At 60.9% G+C, this 12,641-nt stretch carries 11 protein-coding genes; all 11 read left to right on the forward strand.

Features of this window, described 5'->3' with window-relative positions:
* Positions 1–10: 10 nt before the first annotated feature.
* The 11 genes from ACYZTZ_RS28795 (at position 11) to ACYZTZ_RS28845 (ending at position 12,521) form a co-directional block, all read left to right on the forward strand.
* On the forward strand, positions 11–2,167 hold the full coding sequence (locus ACYZTZ_RS28795) for a type I secretion system permease/ATPase (RefSeq protein ID WP_056745755.1): 2,157 nt from the start codon (positions 11–13) through the stop codon (positions 2,165–2,167).
* On the forward strand, positions 2,157–3,524 hold the full coding sequence (locus ACYZTZ_RS28800; protein WP_462000389.1) for an HlyD family type I secretion periplasmic adaptor subunit: 1,368 nt from the start codon (positions 2,157–2,159) through the stop codon (positions 3,522–3,524). Before ACYZTZ_RS28795 ends, ACYZTZ_RS28800 begins: the two co-directional genes overlap by 11 nt.
* Before the next feature lie 301 nt (positions 3,525–3,825).
* A complete protein-coding gene (locus tag ACYZTZ_RS28805; RefSeq protein ID WP_462000390.1) occupies positions 3,826–4,722 on the forward strand; it encodes a TauD/TfdA dioxygenase family protein in 897 nt (298 codons plus the stop codon).
* 18 nt (positions 4,723–4,740) lie between these two features.
* Positions 4,741–5,766: an ABC transporter substrate-binding protein gene (locus tag ACYZTZ_RS28810; RefSeq protein WP_046047244.1), complete on the forward strand. Its 1,026-nt coding sequence runs from the start codon at positions 4,741–4,743 to the stop codon at positions 5,764–5,766.
* Between the two features lie 5 nt (positions 5,767–5,771).
* Positions 5,772–6,632, forward strand: a complete 861-nt coding sequence (locus ACYZTZ_RS28815; RefSeq protein WP_462000391.1) for an ABC transporter ATP-binding protein — start codon at positions 5,772–5,774, stop codon at positions 6,630–6,632.
* Between the two features lie 20 nt (positions 6,633–6,652).
* The gene (locus ACYZTZ_RS28820) at positions 6,653–7,519 is read left to right on the forward strand and encodes an ABC transporter permease (RefSeq protein ID WP_033058673.1); all 867 of its coding nucleotides are present in this window, start codon (positions 6,653–6,655) and stop codon (positions 7,517–7,519) included.
* Between the two features lie 92 nt (positions 7,520–7,611).
* Positions 7,612–7,734 (forward strand): hypothetical protein, encoded by a 123-nt coding sequence (locus tag ACYZTZ_RS28825; RefSeq protein WP_462000737.1) that lies wholly within the window; start codon positions 7,612–7,614, stop codon positions 7,732–7,734.
* A 91-nt stretch (positions 7,735–7,825) separates the two neighbouring features.
* Complete coding sequence (locus tag ACYZTZ_RS28830; RefSeq protein WP_462000392.1) at positions 7,826–8,599, forward strand: efflux RND transporter periplasmic adaptor subunit; 774 nt, start codon at positions 7,826–7,828, stop codon at positions 8,597–8,599.
* On the forward strand, positions 8,596–9,915 hold the full coding sequence (locus ACYZTZ_RS28835) for an efflux RND transporter periplasmic adaptor subunit (protein WP_462000393.1): 1,320 nt from the start codon (positions 8,596–8,598) through the stop codon (positions 9,913–9,915). The genes ACYZTZ_RS28830 and ACYZTZ_RS28835 overlap by 4 nt, the downstream gene beginning before the upstream one ends.
* Positions 9,916–12,012 carry a biotin/lipoyl-binding protein gene (locus tag ACYZTZ_RS28840; RefSeq protein ID WP_462000394.1) on the forward strand — a complete coding sequence of 699 codons (2,097 nt, stop codon included), beginning with the start codon at positions 9,916–9,918 and terminating at the stop codon, positions 12,010–12,012. It begins immediately after the preceding gene.
* A gap of 11 nt (positions 12,013–12,023) precedes the next feature.
* Positions 12,024–12,521, forward strand: coding sequence for a GNAT family N-acetyltransferase (locus tag ACYZTZ_RS28845; RefSeq protein ID WP_462000395.1), 498 nt, complete (start codon positions 12,024–12,026; stop codon positions 12,519–12,521).
* The last annotated feature ends 120 nt before the right edge of the window (positions 12,522–12,641 follow it).

A 12,641-nucleotide genomic window follows, 5' to 3' on the forward strand; every position in this document is an offset into this window, starting at 1 on the left:
TGTGCCGAGCGTGGAATCAGAAGTCAGTCGAGTTCAACTCATTCATGATCCACGCGCGCTGCACGACGATCCATTACTGGACGGCTTGCTGGCTCTTTGCACCCTGCATCAGAAACCGGCCAGCGCCGCGATGTTGACCACCGGCCTGCCGTTGCCCAAGCAGCGCCTGAGCGTTGAACTGCTGCCCCGCGCGGCCGCTCGCGCCGGCCTGCAAGGGCGGGTGCTGGTACGCAAACTGGAACAGATCCCGGCGATTGCCATGCCGGCGCTGTTACTGCTCAAGGATGGTCGCAGTGCCGTCCTGCTCGGTTGGATCGGTGACGATCAGGCGCGGCTGCTGCTCAGTGAAAGCGATGGCGGCGAAAGTGTCGTCAGCCGCGAACTGCTGGCCGATGACTACATCGGCAAAGTGTTCTTCGCTCAACCCCAGCACAAATTCGACGTCAATCACGGCACGCTGATCCCGCGCGCACGCTCGTGGTTCCGCGACACCCTCAAGCGTTCGCGCTGGCTGTACGCCGACGCCATCGCCGCCAGTTTCCTGATCAACATCATTGCCATGGCCGCGCCGCTGTTCGTGATGAACGTCTACGACCGCGTCGTGCCGAACCAGGCCGAATCGACCCTGTGGGTGTTGGCCATCGGCATCACCGGGGCGTACCTGTTCGACCTGATCCTCAAGAGCCTGCGCAGCCTCTGCCTGGACCTGGCCGGGAAGAAAACCGACCTGATCATTTCGGCCACGTTGTTCGAGCGCATTGTCGGAATGGCCATGAAGTACCGCCCCGCACGGGTCGGCAGCTTCGCCCAGAACATCCATGAGTTTCAGAGCCTGCGGGACTTCCTTGCTTCGCTGACCCTCACCAGCCTGATCGATCTGCCGTTTACGCTGCTGATCTTCATGGTCATCGCGATTCTCGGCGGGCATCTGGTGTGGATTCCGGTGCTGGCGTTCCCGATTGCCCTGCTGATCGGCTATGCCTTGCAGAAGCCGCTGGTGGCGACCATGGAGCGGACCATGGCCCTGGGCGCCGAGCGTCAGTCGAGCCTGATCGAAACCCTCGCCGGCCTCGATGCGGTGAAGGTCAACAACGCCGAAAGCGAACGCCAGTATCAGTGGGAGCAGACCATCGGCACCCTCAGCCGCCTCGAGCTGCGGGTGAAAATGCTCTCCGGTCTGGCGATGAACATCACCTTGCTGATCCAGCAACTGGCCGGGGTGATCATGATCGTCTTCGGCGTGTACCAGATCATCGACGGTCACCTGAGCATGGGCGGTTTGATCGCCTGCTACATGCTCAGCGGTCGCGCGCTCAGCCCGCTGGCCTCGCTGTCTGGCCTGCTGACCCGTTACCAGCAAGCACGGGTGACCATGACCTCGGTCGATCAGATGATGGAGCTGCCGCAAGAGCGCAATTTCGAAGAGCGTCCACTGAGCCGCAAGGTGCTGCAAGGCGCCATCGAATGCCGGCAGATGAACTTCACCTACCCGAACCAACAGAACGCGGCGCTGAAGAACATCAACCTGATCATCAAGCCTGGCGAGAAGATCGGCATCATCGGGCGCAGCGGCTCGGGGAAAAGCTCCCTGGCCAAACTGCTCGTAGGCCTCTACCAGCCGGACGACGGCGCGCTGTTGGTGGATGGCGTCGATATCCGTCAGATCGACGTCAGCGAATTGCGCCACAACATTGGTTACGTGGCGCAGGACATCCAGCTGCTCGCCGGCACCCTGCGCGACAACCTGGTGTCGGGCGCACGCTATGTCGAAGACGAAATGGTGCTGCAAGCGGCCGAACTGGCCGGCGTCCACGAATTCGCCCGTCTTCATCCCCAAGGTTATGAGCTGCAAGTCGGCGAACGTGGGCAGAACCTGTCTGGCGGTCAGCGCCAGAACGTTGCCCTGGCCCGTGCATTGCTGCTCAACCCGCCGATCCTGCTGCTCGACGAACCGACCAGCGCCATGGACAACACCGGCGAAGAACGCCTCAAGCAACGCCTCGCGGCGGTGGTTGAAAACAAGACCGTGGTGCTGGTAACGCACCGGGCTTCGCTGTTGTCGCTGGTGGATCGGTTGATCGTCATCGACCGCGGGCAGATTCTTGCCGACGGCCCAAAAGCCGCGGTGATGGAAGCGTTGAAGAAGGGGCAGATCAGTGTTGCTTAAGTCGGGTTTCAAGAATTCGATCGGCCGTTATTTCAAAGGCACCGATTCGCTGCATGGCCAGCCACTTCCCGAGGTCAACAAAGCGCTGATCGAAGACGCCCCACGCGTGGTGCGGCTGACCATCTGGGCGATCATCGGCTTCTTCGTGTTCCTGATGCTCTGGGCCAACTTCGCCGTGATCGACGAAGTCACCAAGGGCGACGGCAAAGCCATTCCGTCGTCCAAGATCCAGAAAATCCAGAACCTTGAGGGCGGCATCGTCTCCGAGTTGTACGTGACCGAAGGGCAGATTGTTGAGGCCGGCGCGCCGCTGATTCGCCTGGACGACACGCGATTCGCCTCCAACGTCGGCGAAACCGAGGCCGATCGGTTGTCGATGCTGCTGCGAGTCGAACGCTTGAGCGCGGAAGTCGACGACCGTCCGCTGAACTTCCCGGCAGACGTGCTGAAGGCCGTGCCCGGTCAGGCAGCCAGCGAAGAGTCGCTGTACATCAGTCGCCGTCAGCAGTTGCACGATGAAATTGGCGGTTTGGAGGAGCAGTTGATCCAGCGTCAGCAAGAGCTGCGCGAGTTCACCTCCAAGCAGTCGCAGTACCGCAACGGTCTTGCGTTGCAACGCCAGGAAATCAACATGTCCGAGCCGTTGGTGGCCCAGGGCGCGGTATCGCCGGTTGAAGTGCTGCGACTCAAGCGCGCCGAGGTTGAAACCCGCGGGCAACTGGATGCGACCACCCTGGCCATTCCTCGCGCCCAATCGGCGATCAAGGAAGTGCAGCGCAAGATCGACGAGACGCGTGGCAAATTCCGCAGCGAGGCGCTGACTCAACTCAATGAAGCGCGCACTGATCTGAACAAGGCCCAGGCTACCGGCAAAGCGCTGGAAGACCGGGTCAGCCGGACGCTGGTGACATCGCCGGTGCGCGGCATCGTCAACAAGTTGCTGGTGAACACCATTGGCGGCGTGATCCAGCCGGGCAGCGACCTGGTGGAAATCGTGCCGCTGGACGACACCTTGCTGGTAGAGGCGAAAGTTCGCCCGCAAGACATCGCCTTCCTGCATCCGGGGCAAGAAGCGACGGTGAAGTTCACGGCGTATGACTACACCATTTATGGTGGGCTGAAGGCCAAGCTTGAACAGATCGGTGCTGACACCATTACCGATGAAGACAAGAAAACCACTTACTACATCATCAAGCTGCGCACTGATCGCAGCCACTTGGGGACGGATGAAAAGCCGCTGCTGATCATCCCGGGGATGGTGGCTTCGGTGGATATCATCACGGGCAAGAAGACCATTCTCAGCTACCTGCTCAAGCCAATTATTCGGGCCCGCGCCGAAGCGTTGCACGAGCGGTAGTTCTCCTGCGCGGCTGATGGCCTCATCGCGAGCAAGCTCGCTCCCACAGGTTATGTGATCGACACAGAGCCAATGTGGGAGCGAGCTTGCTCGCGATGGCGGCATTAAAATCACTGCAGCTCAAAAGCCATATCGTTATTCGCTAACGGTATTTAAATTTCAGTTCTTATATCTATAAAGTCATTCTCCTGCGTACCTGCCGACCAATCGGCGCGCCGCACGACACGAACCAACACGGGACCTCCGTGAGTTTCTTGATCGACGCGCGCGCCCTTGAGCGTGCCGTGCGTGGGAGTGATTTATGTCTGCAGCAACGGCTTCCCCAAGCGCCGCGAACATCGCGCCGCAAACCTTCGACATCCGCCCGTTCAGTGGCGCCGTCGGTGCCGAAATCATCGGCCTCGACCTGTCCCGCCCGATCAATGATCAGGACTTCGCCCGCATCCACCGCGCGCACCTGGATCATCACGTCGTGGTGTTCCGCGACCAGCGCATTACCCCCGAGCAGCACATCGCCTTCAGCCGCCGTTTCGGCGTGTTGCAGATTCATGTGCTCAAGCAATTTCTGCTGGCCGGGCATCCGGAAATTCTCATCGTTTCCAACATCATCGAAAACGGCCAATCCATTGGCCTCGGCGACGCCGGCAAGTTCTGGCATTCCGACCTTTCCTATAAAGAACTGCCAAGCCTGGGCTCGATGCTGCACGCCCAGGTGTTGCCGTCCGAAGGCGGCGACACGCTGTTCGCCGACATGCACAAAGCCTGGGACAACCTGCCCGAAGCGCTGCGCAAAGCCGTCGAAGGGCGCTCGGCGGCGCACTCTTACACCGCGCGCTACAGCGAGACCAAATTCGAAGGCAACTGGCGCCCGACGCTGACGCCCGAGCAGCTCGCTCAGGTCGCTGAAGTGGTTCATCCAATCGTGCGCACCCACCCGGAAAACGGCCGTAAGGCGTTGTTCGTCAGCGAGGGTTTCACCACGCGCATCGTTGGTTTGCCGGAAGACGAAAGCAAGCAACTGCTCGACGAGCTCTACGCCCACAGCGTGCTGCCGCAAAACATCTACCGCCATCAATGGCAGGCCCACGACCTGGTGTTCTGGGACAACCGTTCGCTGATTCATCTCGCCGCTGGATGCCCAAGCTACCTGCGCCGCAAGTTGTATCGCACCACCATCCAGGGCGACGCGCCTTTCTGATTTGTCGGAGAAACTCTCATGTCCAAACGTCTTCCATTTGCACCGCTGGCTGCGGCCATCGGCCTGGGTTTCAGTCTGATTGCCGGCAGCCTGGTGGCACCGACCGTGGCCCACGCTGAAGGTGAGATCCGCATCGCCGAGCAGTTCGGCATCGTTTATCTGTTGCTCAATGTGGTGCGCGATCAAAACCTGATCGAGAAGTACGGCAAGCAGGAAGGCATCGACATCAAGGTCGACTGGACCCAGCTCTCCGGTGGTGCGGCGGTCAACGATGCGTTGCTCTCCGGTTCCATTGATATTGCCGGTGCGGGCGTCGGCCCGCTGCTGACGATTTGGGACCGTACTCACGGCAAGCAGAATGTCAAAGCCGTGGCTTCCCTCGGCAACTTCCCTTACTACCTGGTGAGCAACAATCCCAAGGTCAAAACCATCGCCGACTTCACCGAGAAGGACCGCATCGCGGTGCCGGCGGTCGGCGTGTCGGTGCAGTCGCGCATCCTGCAATACGCGGCCGCCAAACAGTGGGGCGACAAGGAATTCAATCGCCTCGACAAGTACACCATCGCCGTTCCGCACCCCGACGCCACCGCAGCGCTGATTGCCGGCGGCACCGAGTTGACCGGGCACTTTTCCAACCCGCCGTTCCAGGATCAAGAGCTGGCCAACCCTAACGTCCACGTTGTGCTGAATTCCAATGACGTGCTCGGCCCGAACTCGCCGACGGTGCTGTTCGCCACCGAGAAATTCCGCGACGAGAACCCGAAAACCTATAAGGCGTTCGTCCAGGCGCTGACTGAGGCGGCCGAGTTTGCCCAGAACGATAAAGGCGCGGCGGCGGACACTTACATCCGCGTCACCAAGGCCAAAATCGACCGTGCCGCGTTGCTGAAAATCATCGATAACCCGCAGTTCGAATTCAGCGTCACGCCGAAAAATACTTACCCGTTGGCCGAGTTCCTCTACCGCGTCGGTGCGATCAAAAACAAACCGGATTCGTGGAAGGACTACTTCTTCCAGGACGCCAAACCGCTGCAAGGGAGCTGACCGAGATGAACGCCCCTTTGCAAGGCCACACGGTCAGCAAACCGATCGCGGCAGCCCAAGCGCTGCTGTCGGTCGACAATGTCAGCCTCGAATACCGCACGCCTCAGCGGGTGGTTCGTGCGACCCATCAGGTCAGCTTTGAAATCGATCCGGCGGACCGCTTTGTGCTGCTCGGCCCATCCGGTTGCGGCAAATCAACGTTGCTCAAGGCGGTCGCCGGGTTCATTCAGCCCTGTGAAGGCGAGATTCGTCTTCAGGGGCAAACCGTTCATGCCCCGGGACCGGACCGGATCGTGGTGTTCCAGGAATTCGATCAACTGCCGCCATGGAAAACCGTCAAACAGAACGTGATGTTTCCGCTGCTTGCCTCGAAAACCCTCAAGCGCAAAGAAGCCGAGGAACGAGCGCTGCACTATCTGGACAAGGTCGGACTGGCGGCTTTTGCCGATGCCTACCCGCATACCTTGTCCGGCGGCATGAAAGCGCGGGTGGCGATTGCTCGTGCGTTGGCCATGCAGCCGAAAATCCTCTTGATGGACGAACCCTTCGCCGCCCTCGATGCGTTGACCCGCCGCAAGATGCAGGAAGAATTGCTGCTGCTCTGGGAAGAAGTGCGCTTCACGCTGCTGTTCGTCACTCACTCCATCGAAGAAGCGCTGGTGGTGGGCAATCGAATTCTGCTGCTGTCGCCGCATCCGGGCCGGGTGCGGGCGGAAGTCCACAGCCATCAATACGACTTGCACAGCCTCGGCAGCGTGGCCTTTCAGGAGTCGGCGCGGCGGATTCATCGGTTGTTGTTCGATGAAGGTCAGTCCCCGGAAACCGATCGTGAGCTGGATTTCTCCGACATCCGCATCGCTTATTGAGCCATTGAGAGGAGTGCCCGATGAGCCTTTTATCATCCCCGCGTGAAGAATTTGAAACGGTGTTGCAACCGCTGACGAGCGTGCCGCTGGAGCGTGAATTACCGCTCGGCCAGCGCCTGTGGCAACAAGGCTGGTTACGCAAAAGCCTGATCCTGATTTTGCTCGCGGTCCTGTGGGAGGTGGTTGCCCGTGTTCAGAACAACGACCTGCTGCTGCCGAGTTTTCTGCAAACCGGCAGCGCGCTGTATGACGGTCTGCTCAGTGGTGAGTTGCTGGGCAAGGTGTGGATTTCCCTGGTGGTGTTGCTCAAGGGTTACCTGATCGGCATCGTTCTGGCGTTTGCCCTGACCACGCTGGCGGTGTCGACGCAGTTTGGCCGCGACCTGTTGAGTACGTTGACCTCGATGTTCAACCCGCTGCCGGCGATTGCGCTGTTGCCGTTGGCGCTGCTGTGGTTCGGTCTGGGGCAGAACAGCCTCATTTTTGTGTTGGTGCATTCGGTGCTCTGGGCGCTGGCCTTGAACACCTATGCCGGGTTTCTCGGCGTCTCGGAAACCCTGCGCATGGCCGGGCGCAATTACGGCCTCAAAGGCATGCGCTTCGTGCTGTTCATCCTGATCCCGGCAGCACTGCCATCGATTCTCGCCGGGCTGAAAATCGGCTGGGCCTTCGCCTGGCGCACGCTGATCGCCGCTGAATTGGTGTTCGGCGCCACCAGTGGCAAGGGCGGCCTGGGCTGGTACATCTTCCAGAACCGCAATGAGCTGTACACCGACAAGGTGTTTGCCGGGTTGGCGGTGGTGATCCTGATCGGCTTGCTGGTGGAAAACCTGGTGTTCAGCACGTTGGAGCGGGTCACGGTGAAGCGTTGGGGGATGCAGCGGTAAGATTTGTGGTGACAGGTCTGATGCCATCGCGAGCAGGCTCACTCCCACAGGGGATCTTCAAGGGTTACAAATTTTATGTATGGCAAAAAACCATGGACGAACGTTGGTGGGAAGTGTTCCACGACCCGAAACTCTCGGCCCTGACTCAACGCGCCCTGACCGACAACCTCGACCTGAAGTTTTCTTGCTTTGACTGCCAGTTTGTAAGGAAGTGAATACTCACGCTCTTCTAAACAATGATGGCCCTTCGCTTGACGTCCACCCACGCTGTCATAGACTCCGCTCATCCGTCAGGGAGTAACGGTTATGCGGCGTGTTCGTGTGTGGGTTATTGGATTGACCTTTGTAACGTGTTTTGTACGGGCGCAAACACCTGCGCCAGATGATCCGCTGCTGGACAGCAGCGGCAGTGCAAATGTCAGCAGCGAGGCCCGTGGCGTGCTGCGTGCCCGGGATCAGGCGGTGCTGGCGAGTGAGTTGTCCGGGCGTATTGTCGAGTTGCCGTTCAGTGAGGGCGAATCGTTCAAGAAGGGCGACACTCTGGCGCGTTTCGATTGTTCGGCTTATCAGGCCCAGCTCAATGCAGCTCAAGCTGCCAGCCGTGGTGCTGGTGAAGAACTGTCCCACAACAAGCAACTGGCGGCGTTGAATTCGGTCGGGCGTTTTGAAGTGGCGCGGGCCGAGGCCAAGGTCAGCGAGACTCAGGCGCAATCCCAGGTTTATCAGGTCCAGGTCAAACGCTGCAGCGTGCTGGCGCCGTTCGACGGCCAGGTCGTCGAGCGCAAGGTCAAGCGTTATGAAAGCGTCGCTGCCGGCACGCCGTTACTGGACGTGGTCGACAACCGCACCCTGGAAATTCATCTGCTGGTGCCGTCGCGCTGGATGGCCCGGCTCAAGCCTGGTCAGACCTTCAGCTTTGTTCCTGATGAAACCGGTCAGCCACTGGATGCCACGGTCAAACGCCTCGGCGCGCGGATTGACGAAGGCAGTCAGACCTTGCTGCTGGTGGCGACGCTTCCCAACGCCAACGGTTTGCTGGCCGGCATGAGCGGCACGGCGCGTTTCGCGGAGTTCAAGTGAACGCCCCGGTCACGGGTGGCGCTGAACAGGTGTTCGCAAGGTTTCTGGATCTTGAACGCCTGACCCGCGCCGCTCGCACGCCTTCGCAATTGGCCTATAGCCTGGTCAATGACGGTCAGGCGCTGTTCGGCTTTCGCCATGCGGCGCTGGTGATTGCCGGCAAGGTGCAGGCCGTGACGGGTGTCAGTGCGGTGGAGCCGAATGCGCCGTTCGTGGCGTTTGTCGAGCAGGCAGTGGCGCAGTTGTTCAAGCTGGAGGTGCTGAAACAGGCGCGGGTGATTCCGGCGAATGTTCTCAGTGAGTCGATTCAGGCGGACTGGCAAAGTCTTTCCGCGGCTCAGGTGTTCTGGCTGCCGCTGATTGATCACCAAGGTGAGGTGTTTGGCGGTCTGTGGTTGGCGCGGGATCTGCCGTGGAATCCTTCCGAGCAAGTGTTGCTGTCGCAATTGGGTGACACCTACAGCCATGCCTGGCTGGCGCTGCAACCGCGCAAACCGTGGCGACTGCGCTGGACGCGAAAACGTCAGGTGGCGCTGGTCGCGGTAGTGTTGCTCGGGTTGCTCATTCCGGTGCGCCAATCGGTGTTGGCACCGGCCGAAGTCGTTCCGCTGGGCGGCCGTGTCGTTGCGGCGCCGCTGGACGGGGTGATTGCCGAGTTCCTGGTCAAACCCAATCAGACGGTGAAAGCCGGCGACCTGTTGTTGCGCTTCGAAAGCACCACGCTTCGGGCTCAGGCCGACGTGGCCGAGCGCGCCTTGGGCGTTGCTGAAGCTGAGCTGAAGGCCAATTCCCAGCGCTCGTTCGCCGACGCCGAATCCAGCTCGAAAATCGATCTGCTGGCCGCGCGAGTCGAGCAAAAACGTGCTGAACGCGATTACGCCCGCGAACTGCTCAAGCGCAGCGAAGTGCGCGCCGAGCGGGGTGGTATTGCGGTGTTCGCCGACGCGGAACGCTGGACCGGTAAACCGGTGCAGACCGGCGAGCGGCTGATGGAAATCGCCGACCCGACCCAGGCTGAGTTGCGCATCGAACTGGCGGTGGGCGATGCGATTGCGCTGGAGCCGGGTGCGCAGGTCGCGCTGTTTCTCGACAGTGATCCATTGCAACGGCATCTGGCCCGGCTCGAACGCGCGGCATACGAAGCACAACCCACGGCCGGCGGACAGCTGGCTTATCGGCTCGACGCCAGTTTCCAGCAAACACCACCGCGTATCGGGTTGCGAGGGACAGCGAAAGTCTTCGGTGATCGTGCGCCGCTGGCGCTGTACCTGTTACGTAAACCCCTGGCCGGTTTGCGCCAGAGCGTGGGGCTTTAGATGAGCCTGCCGAACCTGCGTGCAGATTTGCAGCTGACGCCTGCATCACCGGCGCTCGATGGCTCGCCGCGCTGGACCCTGGCCGATCCGGTGCGCGGTCGCTATTTCAAACTCGGTGTGGCGGCGATGCGCCTGCTGCGCCATTGGTCCTTGGGTGATCCCGAGCAAGTGCTGCGTGCAGCCAACCGCGAGCCAGGTTTGCCGCTGGATGGCGCGGAGCTTGAGCAATTGCTGGGCTTTTTGCGCAGCCACGACCTGATCACCGCCCTCGATCCGCAACAGCGCGCCAGTTACAGCCTCAAAGCGGCCGCTCAACGGCAGTCGCTGTGGCAGATCTTGCTGCACCAATACCTGTTTTTTCGCATTCCGCTGTGGCGCCCGGACGCTTTTCTCAATCGCGCCTGGCCATGGCTGGAGCGCTTCGGTCCGCGCGCGTTGCGCTACGGATTGCCGGCAACCCTGGGCCTCGGCGTGTTTCTGGTGTCACGGGACTGGCAGCGCTTCATCGCAACCTTTCCGCATCTGTTCAGCCTCGGCGGCGCGCTGGCGTTCGGCGTGGCGCTGTTCTTCGCCAAGCTTTGTCACGAGTTTGGTCACGCTTTCATGGCCAAGCGCGCCGGTTGTCGAGTGCAGAGCATGGGCGTGGCGTTCATGGTGTTGCTGCCGATGTTTTACACCGATGTCAGCGACGCCTGGCGGGTCAATGATCGCCGTGCGCGGTTGCTGATTGGCGCCGGCGGCGTGTTGGCGGAATTACTTTTGGCGAGCATCGCGCTGCTCGCCTGGTCGCTGCTGCCAGACGGTCCCGGACGCACGGCGGCCTTCATGCTCGCCAGCGCCACCTGGATGACCACGTTGGTGATCAACCTCAACCCGTTCATGCGGTTTGATGGTTATTTTTTGCTCAGCGACTATTGGCAGGTCGACAACCTTCAAGGGCGCGCATTTGCCCTTTGTCGCTGGCGCTTGCGCGAGTTTTTATTCGGTTACGGTGCGCCGGCGCCGGAGCCATGGTCGCCGAAGATGCAACGGCGTTTGCTGATCTGGGGTTACGGCTCGTGGCTGTGGCGTGCGGTGTTGTTTTTCGGGATTGCGCTGGCGGTCTACCACTTGTTCTTCAAGGTGTTGGGGATTTTCCTGATGCTGGTGGAACTGGTGTGGTTCATCTTCCTGCCGATCATGAGTGAGTGGCGGCAATGGTGGACTCGCCGCGAACAGGCGCATGCGCCTCGGGTGCTGCTCAGTGGTCTGGCCTTGCTTGGGCTGTTGCTGATGCTGGTTGTGCCGTGGCGCAGCGCCGTTGAGTTGCCGACGATGCTGGAGGCTGGCCGCGCCAGTGCCTTGCATGCGCCAGTCGCTGCGCGGGTCAAAACGGTGAATGTTCACGATGGTGAAGCGGTTGCCCAGGGCCAGGTATTGATCGAACTGGAATCCCCGGACCTGGATTCGCGTCAGGCCATCGTCCGCCGCGAAATCCAGATCCAGCAGTTGCAGATGCGCCGCCAGGCCAGCCGCAGTGAAACCGCCGCCGACGCCGGTATCGTCGAACAGCGCCTGGCCGAAGCGGTCGCCGAATACCGAGGCCTGGCCGCCCAGCGTGAGCGCCTGCTGCTGCGAGCGCCCCACGCCGGCAAGGTGCGCGATCTGTTGCCGCAGTTGACGGTCGGTCGCTGGTTATCAACCAAAGATCCCCTGGCGCGGGTGGTCGAAGACGGCGCGCGGTTGCGCGGTTATCTGGCCGAAGTCGAGCTCTGGCGCGTCGCCACGGGCGCCAGCGGACGCTTCATCGCCGACGATCCGATGCACCCGGCGATTGCCGTGCAACTGAGCGAAATCGACACCAACGGTGCAGCCTTTGTCGATCAGGAAGCATTGACCTCCGATCACCATGGACCGATTGCCGTACGCCGGGATCAGCATCAAAGAGCGGAGCCGGTACAGGCTCAATATGGGGCGCGGTTGAGCGTCCTCGAAGAGGTGCCGACGCCGGTGCAACCCTTGCGCGGCATTGTGGTGTTGCAGGGGCGAGGCGAGTCGTTGCTGGGTGTCGCCTGGCGGCGTCTGGCGGCGCTGGGCGTAAGGGAAAGCGGGTTCTAAGGAGCGCAGCGATGGCAAATACCGATTCAGTGACGGCCGATGGCTTGGTGGTTCGGCCTTCACGGGCCAGCGATGGGGCTTTTTTGCAGAGTCTTTATCAGGCCGCGCGGCCGGATCTGCAGTGGATTGATGGTGAGCAAGAGGTGGTTGAGCAGGTGGTGGCCCAGCAATTTCGAGTGCAGGAACAAGGGCTGGGGGAGCGCTTCCCCAACGCCATGCATTACGTGATCGAGAAGCTCGACACGGCCATCGGTGCGCTGACCACCGATTTTGGCCCGAATGAAATTCGTGTGCTGTACCTGGCGTTCATTCCAAAGGCCCGCGGCCAGGGCTATGGCCGCAAGGTGCTGCAAGGTGTGCAGCAAGCCGCGCAACAGATTCGTTGCCCGGTAGCGACGGTGGTTTGGGCTAACAATCCCCACGCGCGCCAGCATTACCTGGCGCTGGGGTTTCAGGTCGAAGAGCGCAACCCGGCGGCAGAGCGGTTGGTGTGGTATCCAATAGTTTGAAAACACCACTACCCCCCTGTGGGAGCGGGCTTGCTCGCGAAGACGGCTTAACATTCAACATTGATGTTGACTGACCCATCGCATTCGCGAGCAAGCCCGCTCCCACATTGGGATTGCGTG

Source organism: Pseudomonas sp. LB3P58 (assembly GCF_054897895.1).

What these genes read in the sequence shown, in the direction of transcription:
- ACYZTZ_RS28840 (WP_462000394.1), top strand. Translation starts at nt 9,916, where the DNA reads ATGAGCCTGCCGAACCTGCGTGCAGATTTGCAGCTGACGCCTGCATCA.
- ACYZTZ_RS28830 (WP_462000392.1), top strand. Translation starts at nt 7,826, where the DNA reads ATGCGGCGTGTTCGTGTGTGGGTTATTGGATTGACCTTTGTAACGTGT.
- ACYZTZ_RS28820 (WP_033058673.1), top strand. Translation starts at nt 6,653, where the DNA reads ATGAGCCTTTTATCATCCCCGCGTGAAGAATTTGAAACGGTGTTGCAA.
- ACYZTZ_RS28810 (WP_046047244.1), top strand. Translation starts at nt 4,741, where the DNA reads ATGTCCAAACGTCTTCCATTTGCACCGCTGGCTGCGGCCATCGGCCTG.
- ACYZTZ_RS28825 (WP_462000737.1), top strand. Translation starts at nt 7,612, where the DNA reads ATGGACGAACGTTGGTGGGAAGTGTTCCACGACCCGAAACTCTCGGCC.
- ACYZTZ_RS28805 (WP_462000390.1), top strand. Translation starts at nt 3,826, where the DNA reads ATGTCTGCAGCAACGGCTTCCCCAAGCGCCGCGAACATCGCGCCGCAA.
- ACYZTZ_RS28815 (WP_462000391.1), top strand. Translation starts at nt 5,772, where the DNA reads ATGAACGCCCCTTTGCAAGGCCACACGGTCAGCAAACCGATCGCGGCA.
- ACYZTZ_RS28845 (WP_462000395.1), top strand. Translation starts at nt 12,024, where the DNA reads ATGGCAAATACCGATTCAGTGACGGCCGATGGCTTGGTGGTTCGGCCT.